The sequence below is a fragment of the Campylobacter sp. CNRCH_2014_2849 genome, assembly GCF_025772845.1.
Lineage (GTDB): Bacteria > Campylobacterota > Campylobacteria > Campylobacterales > Campylobacteraceae > Campylobacter_D > Campylobacter_D lari_D.
The window spans coordinates 1-13807 of sequence record NZ_JAKMSW010000017.1; the positions used below are offsets into that span (position 1 = coordinate 1).

At 28.9% G+C, this 13807-nt stretch carries 12 protein-coding genes, 1 tRNA gene and 1 pseudogene; 12 read left to right on the forward strand and 2 right to left on the reverse strand.

The window, feature by feature from the left end:
- Positions 1 to 590 precede the first annotated feature (590 nt).
- Together L8X33_RS08065 and L8X33_RS08070 are read right to left on the reverse strand one after the other, a co-directional pair.
- A tRNA-Ile gene (locus L8X33_RS08065) sits at positions 591 to 667 on the reverse strand.
- A gap of 52 nt (positions 668 to 719) precedes the next feature.
- Positions 720 to 1829 carry an FtsW/RodA/SpoVE family cell cycle protein gene (locus L8X33_RS08070; RefSeq protein WP_087700555.1) on the reverse strand — a complete coding sequence of 370 codons (1110 nt, stop codon included), beginning with the start codon at positions 1827 to 1829 and terminating at the stop codon, positions 720 to 722.
- Between the two features lie 71 nt (positions 1830 to 1900).
- Here L8X33_RS08070 and L8X33_RS08075 point away from each other — a divergent pair, with 71 nt between their 5' ends.
- The 12 genes and pseudogenes from L8X33_RS08075 to L8X33_RS08130 form a co-directional block, all read left to right on the forward strand.
- The gene (locus tag L8X33_RS08075) at positions 1901 to 2863 is read left to right on the forward strand and encodes an RluA family pseudouridine synthase (protein ID WP_263660618.1); all 963 of its coding nucleotides are present in this window, start codon (positions 1901 to 1903) and stop codon (positions 2861 to 2863) included.
- Positions 2817 to 4025 carry a ferrous iron transporter A gene (locus tag L8X33_RS08080; RefSeq protein WP_220566341.1) on the forward strand — a complete coding sequence of 403 codons (1209 nt, stop codon included), beginning with the start codon at positions 2817 to 2819 and terminating at the stop codon, positions 4023 to 4025. Before L8X33_RS08075 ends, L8X33_RS08080 begins: the two co-directional genes overlap by 47 nt.
- A complete protein-coding gene (gene trmB / locus L8X33_RS08085) occupies positions 4025 to 5215 on the forward strand; it encodes a tRNA (guanosine(46)-N7)-methyltransferase TrmB (RefSeq protein ID WP_263660620.1) in 1191 nt (396 codons plus the stop codon). Before L8X33_RS08080 ends, trmB begins: the two co-directional genes overlap by 1 nt.
- A 46-nt stretch (positions 5216 to 5261) precedes the next feature.
- Positions 5262 to 5918, forward strand: a complete 657-nt coding sequence (locus L8X33_RS08090) for a cell division ATP-binding protein FtsE (RefSeq protein ID WP_039625813.1) — start codon at positions 5262 to 5264, stop codon at positions 5916 to 5918.
- A complete protein-coding gene (locus L8X33_RS08095) occupies positions 5905 to 6711 on the forward strand; it encodes an ABC transporter permease (RefSeq protein WP_220566338.1) in 807 nt (268 codons plus the stop codon). The genes L8X33_RS08090 and L8X33_RS08095 overlap by 14 nt, the downstream gene beginning before the upstream one ends.
- Positions 6708 to 7883, forward strand: coding sequence for a murein hydrolase activator EnvC family protein (locus L8X33_RS08100; protein ID WP_263670430.1), 1176 nt, complete (start codon positions 6708 to 6710; stop codon positions 7881 to 7883). The genes L8X33_RS08095 and L8X33_RS08100 overlap by 4 nt, the downstream gene beginning before the upstream one ends.
- Positions 7884 to 7938: 55 nt before the next feature.
- Complete coding sequence (gene pyrH / locus L8X33_RS08105; protein ID WP_133319251.1) at positions 7939 to 8664, forward strand: UMP kinase; 726 nt, start codon at positions 7939 to 7941, stop codon at positions 8662 to 8664.
- A gap of 9 nt (positions 8665 to 8673) precedes the next feature.
- Positions 8674 to 8892, forward strand: coding sequence for a DNA-directed RNA polymerase subunit omega (locus L8X33_RS08110; RefSeq protein ID WP_133319250.1), 219 nt, complete (start codon positions 8674 to 8676; stop codon positions 8890 to 8892).
- Positions 8876 to 11065, forward strand: a complete 2190-nt coding sequence (locus L8X33_RS08115; protein ID WP_133319249.1) for a RelA/SpoT family protein — start codon at positions 8876 to 8878, stop codon at positions 11063 to 11065. Before L8X33_RS08110 ends, L8X33_RS08115 begins: the two co-directional genes overlap by 17 nt.
- 13 nt (positions 11066 to 11078) lie before the next feature.
- Entirely contained in the window at positions 11079 to 12281 is a 1203-nt protein-coding gene (tyrS, locus tag L8X33_RS08120) for a tyrosine--tRNA ligase (RefSeq protein ID WP_263670432.1), read from the forward strand.
- Positions 12281 to 13378 (forward strand): nitronate monooxygenase, encoded by a 1098-nt coding sequence (locus L8X33_RS08125; protein WP_263670433.1) that lies wholly within the window; start codon positions 12281 to 12283, stop codon positions 13376 to 13378. Before tyrS ends, L8X33_RS08125 begins: the two co-directional genes overlap by 1 nt.
- A pseudogene (locus tag L8X33_RS08130) lies at positions 13371 to 13807 on the forward strand (N-acetylmuramoyl-L-alanine amidase); the annotation flags it as partial. The gene L8X33_RS08125 and the pseudogene L8X33_RS08130, both read left to right, overlap by 8 nt.

Below are 13807 nucleotides of genomic sequence, written 5' to 3' on the forward strand. Positions count from 1 at the left end.
TTGTAATTGATTTAAAAAATAGCAAGATTTTAAAAGCAATACAAGAGAGATGTTTTAAAGAATTTGGGTAATGTAACTAGGTTTAATAGATATATGCTTTTAAAACAAGGTTTTACAAATCCAAATTCACAAGATGAAGTTTTATATGATGATATTAAATCAATAACATAGATTGATATAAAGGTTTATATCAATCTGGATATAAATTTTAAATAAAATTTACCAAGAAGCTTTTTTATAAAGACTATATATTTTTTAAAAAAGTATTTTTAAACCAAAGTTTTTACTATGATAATAAAACCTATCATTTAAGAAATTAAACTTAAAAAATGAAAATTTGATTATCAAAATTCCTAGTGATTTTTCAAAGCTTTAGAAAATATTATAAAGTATGATAATAGCTCACATAGTATAATTAGTTTTATCTATGAAAAAGATTTATACCTAATATATAATTTAGGTGTAAAATAAATTATTATTATTATGGTTGTTTATATAATATACAAAAAGCTATTTTTGAAAATATAAAAACTCTTTTTTAATATTTTGAATATAATTTGCCAAAAAAACACTCGGGAGTAAAAAATAAATGGTGGATTTAGCAGGACTCGAACCTGCGACCAACCGGTTATGAGCCGGTTGCTCTAACCAACTGAGCTATAAATCCGCCAGAAGTTAAAATAAAAATGTTATTATATCTTTATTTCCTTAATTTAAATTTAGAATTTTATTTTTACCGCTTTTTCTATTGCTAAATATCTAAAGGTTATTAAATTTTGTAAAATTCCAAAGAAAATCATAAAAGTAGCAAAAGAACTTCCCCCATGACTAAAAAATGGCATAGGTATACCAACAACAGGAGCAAAACCTATGGTCATTGATATATTTACCGCTACATATATGAAAATAAACAAAGCAATGCAATTTGTCACCACTCTTGTAAAATAATCATCTTTGAGCTTATAATTTAAACTCAATAAATGAAAAATGAGTAAGGTGTAAAGTAGTATGATTACAACTGCACCGATAAAACCAAATCTTTCAGACAAATATGCAAAGATAAAATCACTCGTAGAAATAGGTAAAAATTTAAAATGTGTTTGTGTAGCTTCATCTGCTTTTTTTCCGCTCAAACCACCGCTTCCTATTGCAATGATGGATTGTTTTACATGGTAACTTGGTTCTTCAGCTAAGAAATCATGAATTCTTTGTTTTTGATAAGGCTTTAAAAAATCACTATAAATAATAGGTGAGGCTATGGCTATAGCTAAAAAAATACTAAGCCAAATTTTATAATTTACTCCTATGATAAAAAGCGTTCCAAAGCCTACTATTAAAAGCACCAAAGCTGTTCCCAAATCAGGTTCTCCTGCTATAAGTAAAAATGGAAGTAAAATATAAAAACTTAGCTTTAAAAATTGTTTTAAGCCATAGCCATTAGGCGGTGGAGGATTTTGATAAATCAAATAAGCTAACATTAAAATAAAAGAGGGCTTAAAAATTTCAGAAGGTTGTATGGTAAAATGCGTAAAAGGTATTTCAAGCCATCTTCTAGCTCCAAGTTTTTCAACACCAAAAATATCCACACTTAAAAGTAAAGCTATATTAATCCAATATAACACAGGTATAAGCCACATTAGTCTTCTTAAGGGTAAAAAGAAAAAAAACGCAAATCCTGCAAAACCCACTAAAGTATAGATAAATTGTTTTTCAGCTAAGCGCGTATTTGCCTCATAAATTAAAAGAAAAGATATAGCTATGATAGGTAACACTAAAAGAGGTTGTACAAAGTCAAAATGTGTTAAAATTCTTCTATCAAGTTTTATCAAAGCTACCCTTTTTATAAAATATTACATAATTATATGCTAAAATTGCAAATTTTATCACAAGGAAATATAATATGCTAAAAATTTCATCACTTTGTGAAGAAAGATTGGATGTTTTTTTATCAGATATACTTAAGCAAAGTCGTTCGCAAGTTGCTAAACTAATCAAAGAAAACTGCATATATATTAATGAAAAAATAGAAAATAAAAGTTCTAAAAAAATAAAACAAAAAGATGAAATAAGTATTTTTTTACCTTTAGTAAAAGAAGCCAAAGAAAGCTACACGCCTGAGTTTGATATAGAAATTTTATATGAAGATGATGATGTTTTGGTTTTAAACAAAGCTCCTAATGTTGTCGTGCATGGTGCAAGTAGTGTTAAAGAAGCGACTTTGGTGGATTGGCTTTTGCATAAGGGTTATGCTTTATCAAATTTAAATGGAGAACATAGAGCAGGGCTTGTGCATAGACTTGATAAGGGCACAAGTGGAGCTATCATCATAGCTAAAAACAATCAAGCACATCAATTTTTAGCAAATCAGCTTTTGGATAAAAGCATGGGTAGATTTTATCTTGCTTTGAGTGAATTGCCTTTGAAAAATGATAAAATGAGTAATGAAAAAGCTATTATGCGTTGTCCTAGCAATAGGCTTAAAAAAATTACTACAAATACTAAAAATCCTTTAGCAAAAAATGCAAAAACAGATTTTATAAATTTATTAAGCGCTAAAAATTGCTCTTTGATAGCTGCTAAGTTATACACAGGAAGAACTCATCAAATCAGGGTGCATTTAGCAGATTTTAATCGATATATTTTAGGAGATCAATTATACGGATATAAAGGAAAAATAAAGTATAATAGAGTAATGCTTCATGCGTATTTGATTTATTTTATTCATCCTAGGACTAAAGAGTTGATGTTTGTAAAAGCTCCTATGTTTGATGATTTTTATCAAATTTTAAAAGAAAATTTTACACAAGGAGAGATAGATGAAAAAACTTCATTGGATTATCTTAAGTTCTGCTTTAGCTTTTAGTGCTTGTAGCGTAAGTTCACCGCAAATTGCTCAAGTAAATGATACTTTACCAAAAATATCAAGTATTAAAAGTATAAGTGATATTACAAGTATAGCGTTTGAATGGGAACCTTTGTATGATCAAAATATAGCAGGTTATTATATTTATAGAGCAAATGCAGCTGGTGCACCTATGGAGCTTATAGCAAAAATCAAAAATAAATTTCAAACTCACTATACTGATACAAATTTAGCACCAAATACAAGATATTATTATTCTATGAAAACCTTTAATGAACTTGGACAAGTTTCTCAAGATGGTGTAAGTATAGAAGCTTTTACAAATAGAGTGATTGATCCAGTGCCTTTTGTGCAAGCTATTGTTGGTTTGCCAAATCGTGTAAAAATAGTTTGGAGACCACACCCTGATGTAAGAGTAAATTCATACATCATTGAGCGTGCAAATATGAAAGATATGAAATTTAAAGAATTAGCTAGAATCAAAAATCGCTTAAGTGCTGAATATATAGATGATTCGCTAAAACCTGATGAAAGTTTTCAATATAGAATCATAGCTTTAACTTATGATGGTATTAAAAGCACTCCAAGTAAAATAGTAGAATCAACTACCAAAGCCCTTCCTCCTATGGTAAGTAATTTACAAGCAAGTAAAGACGCACCAAGAAAAATTATTTTAACTTGGGATAAAATTGATTATGCTGATTTTGCTTATTATAAAATTTATTCAAGTTCAACTACTTTTTTACCTTTTAGTGTGGTAGCTAAAACTTCTGAAAATACTTATGAAGATGTGGTTAAAGGTGTGGCTGAAAAAAGATATTATAAAGTTAGTATGGTCGATAAAGATGGCCTAGAAAGTCCTATAGCAAGTGAGCCTGTGGAAGGTATTACCCTAGGAGCACCATTAGCGCCAAGTATTGTTTTGTGTGCTGTTGAAGATGATGGTATTAGAGTAGAGTGGATTGATAATGATGATAGAGCTAAAGAATACATAGTTAAAAGAAGTGGTGGTGGAAGTAATGCTGTGTTTAAAGAGATTAAATCTAAACAATTAAAAGATATTACTGCAGCTCCTGGAAAAGTATATAGTTATGAAGTTATTGCTATCGATGCAAATGGCATAGAATCAAAAGCTTCTGATAAATTTACAGCAGTAAAATAATGCCAAATTTTAAGTGTAAAATTTTAAAAGAAATTCAACTTCCTTTTGAAAAAGATGGAGTTGAATTCTTATGGCTTGCTAAAGGTGAAAATGTTGATTTGCTTTTTACGCGTATAAACCAAGAAAAATTTTTTTTACAAATTAAAAAAGATGAAAAAAGTCAAGAATGGCTTATAAAGGGTGAAAAACATACTAAGCCTTCGCAAATTGGGTATTTGCAAAAGGCTTTACTTGTATTTAAAGAAAATTTTACTCAAGATGTAGTTTGTGAAGCTGTGGCGCTAAAACACACAAGGTTAATCCAAAAAACACCTTTAATTGCTAATGATTTAAAAGAAATTTTAGAACAAATAAAAAATAAAAAACAAATTTATATTGAAATAGGTTTTGGAAGCGGTAGACATTTGCTTTATCAAGCTAGGCAAAATCCTAATGTACTGATAATTGGTATAGAAATTTACACTCCTGCATTAGAACAAGTAGCTAAACTTGCTTTAAGTGAAAATTTAAACAATGTTTTATTAATAGAAACTGATGCAAGATTATTATTAAGCGTACTTGAATCTAATCTTGTGGATAAAATCTTTTTGCATTTTCCTGTTCCTTGGGATAAAAAGCCTCACCGTAGAGTAGTGGGGTTAAATTTTGCAAATGAATGCGCTAGGGTTTTAAAAGAAGATGGACAATTTGAACTTAGAACGGATAGTTTTTTGTATTTTGATTTTACTTTGGAGACTTTTTTAACTTTCTCACATTTAAAAGCTTTAATCAAAAAAAATGAAAATTTAGAAATTTCAAGTAAATATGAAGATCGTTGGAAAAGACAAAATAAAGATATATATGATTTAATCATTAGTGGTTTTAGCAAGAGTAAAAGCTTGAATAAAAATCAAAAATTTGCTATTGAGGATTTAAAATTAAATACAAAAGAATTAGCTTGTATAAAAAAGAATTTTAAAAATGAAGTTTTTAAAGGCGAAGATTTTTTCTTGCATTTTGAAAAAATGTATATTAAAGATGAAGAACTTGTTATTAAAATAGCTTTTGGTGCTTTTTATAAACCTGAACATGTTTATATAGTATTAAACTTACAAAAGATAGAATTTATCTTTGAGCAACCTTTTAAAACTAAAGAAAATTTAAAAGCTATAGAAAAATTAAGAGAAATATTGTATTCTTATATTAAATAATAATGATTTAAATAATTATCAAACAAATGATAAGGAAAAAGCAGTGATGATAGAAGCCAAAAAGCTTTGTCTTGGTTATGATGAGCTTGTTATAGAAAATGCTAGTTTTTCGCTAAAAGATAATGATTTTGTTTTTATCACAGGAAAAAGTGGTAGTGGAAAATCAACTTTGTTAAAATCTTTTTATGGGGATTTGGAGCCAATAAGTGGAAATTTAAAGGTTTGCAATAATGATTTAGTGGATATTTCTAATGCTGAACTTTTGCAGCTTAGGCAAAAAATAGGAATTATTTTTCAAGATTATCGTTTGGTTCAAGAATTTAGTGTAGAAAAAAATGTAATGTTACCTTTGATGATTAAAGGTTATAGTAAAAATGTATGTAAAGAACAAGCTGCAAAGCTTTTAAAGCATGTAAATTTAACTTTCAAAGCTGATAAAAAGCCAGCTCAACTTTCAGGTGGAGAGCAGCAACGCGTGGCTATGGCAAGAGCCCTAGCACATAATCCAAAATTACTCTTATGCGATGAGCCAACGGGAAATTTAGATGAGTATTCTTCAGATATTATATGGACTTTATTAAAATCAGCTAGAGAAATACTTGGAACTTGCGTGGTAGTTGTCACACATAGAATTCCTACTAATTTAAGACTTGATTATCGTCGTTTTAATATAGAAAATGGGAGAATGAATGAAATCTTTTAAAAATCATCTTTCTTTGATATTTGCTTTAATGGTGATGATGTTTGCTTTTGAGTTTTTGATTATCACAAATAAAACTATTGAATATTATGAAAAACTTTTAAATAAAGACTATAATATCATTTTAGTAGGAAAAACTCACTTAGATAAAAAAAGCTTAGAAGAGCAGGTTAGTCATTTTCAGTCTTTAGAAATTTTAAATCCAAATGAAATGATAGATAGACTTAAAAATGATATATCAGCTAAAAACATAGAGGTTTTAAAGGCTACATTGCCAAAATTTTATACTTTGAAGCTTAATAAGCTTTTGTCAGAAGATGAGTTAAACATTTTAAAAGATAAACTTTTAAAAAATCCTAACATTACTAGAGTGGAGACTTTTGCAAAAACGCATACAAAAATTTATAAACTTTTAGTTTTAGTGAAATTTTTATTATGGTTTTTCTTGTTTATTATAATATTGCTTAGTTTTGTATTATTGCTTAAACAAATGAAAATTTGGCTTTTCGAGCATACTCAAAGAGTGGAAATCATGTGCTTGCTTGGCGCCCCATTTTGGTTTAGATCTTTTATGCTTTATAAGATAGTTTTTATTGATTGTTTTATAGCGTTTTTATTGCTTGTATTATTTTTTACCCAAGTTTATGATCTTGAATCCATTAAACTAGCTTTACAAAGTGTAGACATTAGCTTACCTAAAATAAGTATTTTCACGCATTTATTTTTGATTTTTTTAGCAATGCTTTGTGTTTGTTTTGCTTGTGTGAATTTTGTGATGTTTAAGGTTAGAAAATGAAAAAATGCTTTTTGCTTTTTTTATTTTCCTTTTCTGTTTTATTTGCAAATGAAATTGCACAAAAGCAAAAAGATATTAAAGAAAATGAACGCATAGTAAAGCAATTATCTAAAAAATTAGAAGATTTAGCTAGTGAAATTTTAGATAATGAGAAAAATTTAAAAAAAATTGCTTCAGAAATTAGCATCTTAACTTCAAAAACTTCTAAACTTGAAGGATCTGTGAAAACTCAAATAAAAGCATTAGAACAGCTTAATGCACAAAATAAAGATCTTTTGCAAAATAAAAATAAGATCGAAGGAAAAATAATTGATTTAATTGCTAAAGATTTTGCTTATGATTTAGCAATCCCTAAAAATTATATTGAAAGTGAAGATAGTATTATTGCTTTGGAGTTAGTTGGGGTTTTGGATAAAATTTTCAAAGAAGAATTTTATCAAATTTCAAAAGATTATGAAGATGTGAGCAAAAAAATAGAAGAAAAGCAAAGACAAATTACTACAATTAATAATAATTTAAAAGTTTATAAAGATCAAATTGATGAGCTCAAAAACCTTAGAAAAAAACAAGAGCAAGAAATAGCTAAACAAAAAACTGATAAAGAAATTTATACTAGAAAACTTTCTAATTTGCAAGCCCAACAGCAAGAATTAAGAAAAACACTCAATAAATTAAAAATTATCAAAGAAAAAGAAGAAGAAAAATTAGCACAAAAAAAGGATGATCAAAAGCCAAATTCAAACATAAAACAAGTAGGTTCAAGCTATCAAACAAGCAGTGTTAAGCGATATAATGGTCCTAAGACAATAGCTCCTTTAGAATCTTATACAGTAAAGCAAAAATTTGGAAATTATATAGATCCTATTTATAATATTAAGATCTATAATGAAAATGTAGTTTTAAAAAGTGATAGTGCTAATGCTGCGGTAAGAAATGTCTTAGATGGAAAAGTAGTTTTTGCAAAAGCAACTCCAACTTTAAAGCAAGTTGTGATTGTTGAAAATAAAGATGGTATACATACTATTTATGCACATTTAGATAAAATTGCTCCTGGGGTTAAAGTAGGTAGAAATATCAAGAAAGGTTATATTATAGGTAGGGTTGAAAGTGATTTAACTTTTGAAGTAACCCAAAAGAATTTTCATATCAATCCTTTGGAAATGATTAAATAAATTAGTTTTTTTTAATGCGAATTTTGATATAGTTTTAAATCAAAGGAGAAATTTAATGAACAATAAAAGAAAAAGAGTATTGGTTAAATTTTCTGGAGAAGCTTTGGCCGGAGAAAATGGATTTGGTATAGAAAATTCTATTTTAAAATATATAGCTTCTGAAATAAAAAGTTTGATTCATGAAAATGTTGAAGTAGGTATTGTAATAGGTGGTGGTAATATCATTAGAGGGGTATCTGCTGCAAGAGATGGACTGATAAAAAGAACAAGTGGCGATCATATGGGTATGCTTGCTACTGTAATTAATTCTATAGCTATGCAAGAAGCATTAGAAAGTGCTGGACTTGATGTGAGGGTTCAAAGTGCTATCCAAATGGAAGCATTTTGCGAAACATATATTATGAGAAGAGCACATAGACATTTAGAAAAAGGACGCATAGTTATTTTTGCTTGTGGTACTGGCAATCCTTATTTTACTACAGATACTGCTGCAACTTTAAGAGCGGTTGAAATTCAAGCAGATATGATCATTAAAGCAACTAAGGTAGATGGAATTTATAATAAAGATCCTAAAAAATTTGATGATGCTATTATGCTTAATGAGTTAAGTTATGAAAGAGCTTTACATGATAATATAAAAGTTATGGATGATACGGCAATAGCCCTAGCTAAAGATAATGCTTTACCTATTGTGGTATGTAATATGTTTAAAGAAGGAAATTTATTAAAAATTATCCAAGGCGATATGAGCTTATGCTCTATTGTTAAAAATCAAGATTAAAGGTAAAAAATGAGAGTAGAACAAATAGCTGCAAAGGCATTAAAAAAATTAAAAGATGATAGATATAAATTAGCTCTTGTAGTAGCTAAAAGAGCTGAAGAGCTTGCAAATGGCGCAGAGCCTTTAGTAAATTTAGATAAAAATAAATATAAATATACTGATATTGCTTTATATGAAATAGCAGAAGATAAAATCGTATTAGAGGGATTTATTGAAGCTGGTAAATGATGAGTTATTGCTAGATAAACTTGTTGATGATGTAAAAAATTGCAAGGATTTACAAAGAGCAAAAGAAATTCTTTTTATGGTTTTTCCACAATCTGCTGTTTTGGAAAAAGCAGTGGAGTTTTGTATCCAAAAACACGAAGGACAATTTAGAAAGAGTGGAGAACCTTATGCGGTTCATCCTATATTGGTAGCTTCTTTTGTAGCTTTTTTGAGTCCTATACAATCTATGATTATAGCCGCATTATTACATGATGTATTAGAAGATACAAATTGTAATGAAGAAGAGTTAAATGCAAATTTTGGCGAAGAAGTAACAAAATTAGTTCAAGGTTTAACTAAAATAGTTAGTATTAGAGAAGATCATCTTACTCATTCTAATTCCAATGAGAAACTTGCAAAATCTGCTCTGACTTTTAGAAACATGCTTTTAGCGGGTGTTGAAGATGTAAGTGTGCTTGTAATAAAGCTTTGTGATAGATTACACAATATGCTTACCTTAAATTATTTACGAGAAGATAAGCAAAAAAGAATTAGCGAAGAAACCTTGGTGGTATATGCACCTATAGCTCATAGACTTGGAATTTCAAGTATAAAGAATTTACTTGAGGATTTAAGTTTTAAATTTTTGCTTCCTGATGAATATGCACAAATTGATAATTATATAAATGCAAAAGATCAACAAATTCAACTTGGATTTAATGAATTTATTTCAAAAATAGAAATGTTATTTTTGGAAAATGGGTTTAGACAAGGTAGTTTTGTTATACATAAAAGAATTAAACATAATTATTCTATTTATTTAAAGATGCAAAGAAAAGGTGTAGGGCTTGATGAAGTTTTAGACCTTTTGGGTGTAAGAATTTTGGTTGAAAAAGTTTATGATTGTTATTTGGCTTTAGGAATTTTACATACGCATTTTAATCCTTTGATTTCAAGATTTAAAGACTATATAGCCTTGCCAAAACAAAATGGCTATCAAACCTTACATACAACACTTTTTGATGCAAAAAATATTATAGAGGCTCAAATTCGCACCTTTGATATGCACAAAACTGCTGAATTTGGCGTTGCAGCACATTGGAAATATAAAGAAGGAAATATTGCAACACCAAATTTAGATTGGCTTGAAGATATTTCTATGCATGGTAAAGAAGAAGGAAATAATATACAAGATTGTGATGCTATTGAGCTTTATGAATACGCAAAGGATAGTTTATATATTGAGGATATAGCAGTATATTCTCCTAAAGGTGAAATTTTTACCTTACCGCGTGGAGCTACGGCTTTGGATTTTGCATATGAGGTTCATACTAAAGTAGGACTTCATGCAAAAACCGCCTTTGTAAATCGTATGAGAGTCCCGCTTTTAACTGTGCTTAAAAATGGAGATATAGTTAGTATTGAAACTTCAGAGGAAGAATTTTTTAGATGCTCTTGGATAGATAGTGTTAAAACAGGAAAAGCTAGAGCTAGTATAAGAGATTTTTGTAAGCAAAAGAAAAAAGAATTAAACAATAAAATCGCCATTAATCTTTTATCTACGGCATTTAATAAAGATTCTAAACTTATAGAAGAATGGCTTGAAAAAGAAAAATTTAATAAAAAACTCAGACAAATTGCTTTAGATTTTAATTATTTTAAAGAGGTAATTATAGCTCTTAGAAAATATGTAGGACAAAATCAAGCAGCTAAATTTGAACAAAATGAACAAAAATTTGAAAGCATAGTGATTGGTTCTAATTATAAAATAACTACGATTAATTTTGATTATTGTTGTAGACCTAAAAGAGGAGATGAAATCATTGCTTTTAGACATTCAACTAGTGCTACAATACACCATAAACTTTGCGAACAAGCAATGAAGATGATAGAAGATAACAAAGAAATGGTTTTTGTTTCTTGGAATGATAGCTCGATAAAAAGTTACAAAATCATTGTTTCTATAGAAAATAAAAAAGGCTCTTTAGCGGATTTTCTAACTACTTTGGCTAAAATGCAGATTAATGTTTTAAGTATTAATTCAGCCGATTCAGAGCCTGTGGTGGCAAATTATTTTGAAGTGCAAGTTGAATTACCTAATAATATAGATGTTGAAAATGCAAAAGAAAGATTAAAAGCTAGGTATAAGATTTTAGATTTTACATCTTTAAATGATGCATATAATAATCACTAAAAAAGGTTTTATAATGAATATTGAAGAAATTATTAAAGAAATTAAAAGAGGAATAGCAGAAATTATTGATGAGGAAAGATTGATTTCTTTGGTAAAAAATTATTATGAAAAAGGCGAAAACTTTTTTGTAAAAGCTGGTTTTGATCCTACGGCCGCTGATTTGCATTTAGGTCATACTGTAGTTTTAAGCAAGATGGCTTTACTTCAAAAGCATGGAGCTATAGTGCAATTTTTAATAGGTGATTTTACTGCTCAAATAGGCGATCCAACAGGAAAAAGTGTCACAAGAAAAAAACTTGATAAAGAAGAAGTGCTTAAAAATGCTAAAACTTACGAAGAGCAAGTTTTTAAGATTTTAGATCCAAGTAAAACTCAAATTCATTTTAATTCTAAATGGCTAAATGAGCTTGGTGCTGCTGGTATAGTAGAACTTACTTCGACTTTTAGTGTTGCTAGAATGCTTGAAAGAGATGATTTTACTAAGCGTTTTAAAGAGCAAAGTCCTATATCAATTTGTGAGTTTTTATATCCACTTCTACAAGGTTATGATAGCGTTGCGTTAAAAAGTGATATAGAAATGGGTGGAACGGATCAAAAATTTAATCTTTTAATGGGTAGACAGCTTCAAAGAGTATATAATTGTCAAAAAGAGCAAGCGGTGATGATGATGCCATTGCTTGAAGGTCTTGATGGTGTAAATAAAATGAGTAAAAGCTTAGGAAATTATATCGGTGTAACAGAAAATGCTAAAGATATGTATGCTAAGGTTTTGAGTATAAGTGATGAGTTGATGTTTAGATATTATGAGCTTTTAAGTGAAAAAAGCTTAAATGAAATTTCACAAATGAAAGATGATATTAAAAAAGGCTCATTACATCCTAAAAAAGCTAAGGAAAATTTAGCTTTAGAAATAACAGCTCGTTTTCACTCAAATGAATGCGCTTTAAAAGCTAAGGAAGAATTTGACAAAGTTCATAGTGCAAAAGAGCTTCCTAGTGATATGCCAAGTTTTACTTTAGAAGGTAGTATTTGGCTTGCAAAAGCTATAGTGGAATGTAAAATGGAAAGTTCTACTTCAGCTGCTAGAAGATTGATTAGTTCTAATGCAGTAAGTATTAATGGAGAAAAAGTTCAAAATGAACAATACCAACTAGAAAGTGGAGAATATATTTTACAAGTTGGAAAAAGAAAATTTGCAAAATTAAAGGTAATATAATGAGTTTTAAAGCTTTAAAAATTGGAAAGCATGAGATAAAATATCCTATTTTTCAAGGTGGAATGGGGCTTGGTATAAGTTGGGATAAGCTTGCTTCTGCAGTTTCTTTAAATGGTGGTTTAGGGATTATTTCTTCAGTGGGAACTGGGTATTATGAAAATAGAACACATATAGATAAAGAACTTAATGCAAAACCTTATGGTAGTGATAATTTTTACTCAAAAGCAGGCTTAAAAGCTTTGATAGATAATGCTAGAAAGGTTTGCAAAGACGCACCTTTAGGCTGTAATATTTTATATGCAAGTAATAATTATGCGCAAATTGCTCGTAATGCTTGTGAGGTTGGTTTTAATGTGATAGTTTCAGGAGCAGGACTTCCTACAAATTTACCTGAATTTACACAAGAATATCCTGATGTTGCTTTGGTACCTATTGTATCATCAGCTAAGGCTTTAAAAATTATTTGTAAAAGATGGCAAAGTAGATACAATCGCTTACCTGATGCAGTTATAGTTGAAGGACCAAAAAGCGGCGGACATCAGGGTTTTACTTATGAGCAATGTTTAATGGATGAATATCAATTAGAAAATGTGGTGCCACAAGTTGTGCAAGAAATTAAAAATTGGGGCGACATACCACTGATTGCTGCAGGTGGAATTTGGGATAAGCAAGATATAGAAAAGATGATGTCTTTAGGAGCAAGTGGCGTTCAAATGGGAACTCGTTTTATAGGAACTTTTGAGTGTGATGCGAGTGATGATTTTAAACAAGTATTACTTGATTGTAAAAAAGAAGATATTGAGCTTTTAAAATCCCCGGTTGGTTATCCTGCAAGAGGAGTAAGAACTAATCTTTTAAATTTAGTAGATAAAAGAATGGGGCCAAAAATTTCTTGTGTGAGCAACTGCGTTGCACCATGTGGTAGAGGTAAGGAAGCTACTAAAGTAGGTTATTGTATAGCGGATAGATTATACGATGCTTGGAGTGGCAAAAAAGAAACAGGTTTATTTTTTACAGGAGCTAATGGGTATAGATTAGATAAACTTATTAGCGTAGAAGAACTAATGAAAAAATTAGTTTATGGTGAAGATGCTTAGAATATTTTTTATTTTTTTATTATTTTATATTGGTGTTTTTGCTAATGTAGAGGTTAAAAAATTTGATCAAAACTTTTTAACCTCTAATGCAGAAGAAAAATTGCAATTACATCAACAACTAAAATCTTTATATATACAAAGCGTAATTAATGATAATAATGAAGAAAAAAATGAGATTTTAAAAAGATTAATCATTAGTTCAAATTTTTTAGGTTTTGATGATAAGGCTTATGTGCAAGAGCTTAAAGAAAGTGGAGTAAGTGAAGAAGAAATTTCGCGTTTAAAAAATGCTTTAAAAGTTATACAAGATCAAAAAATAAAAAAAGAGCTAGTAAAAAACGAAACTAATGCTACCGCTTTTACTAATAAAAAAGAAGATAAAAAAGAAGATAAAAAAGAAGATAAAAAAGAAGATAAAAAAGAAGATAA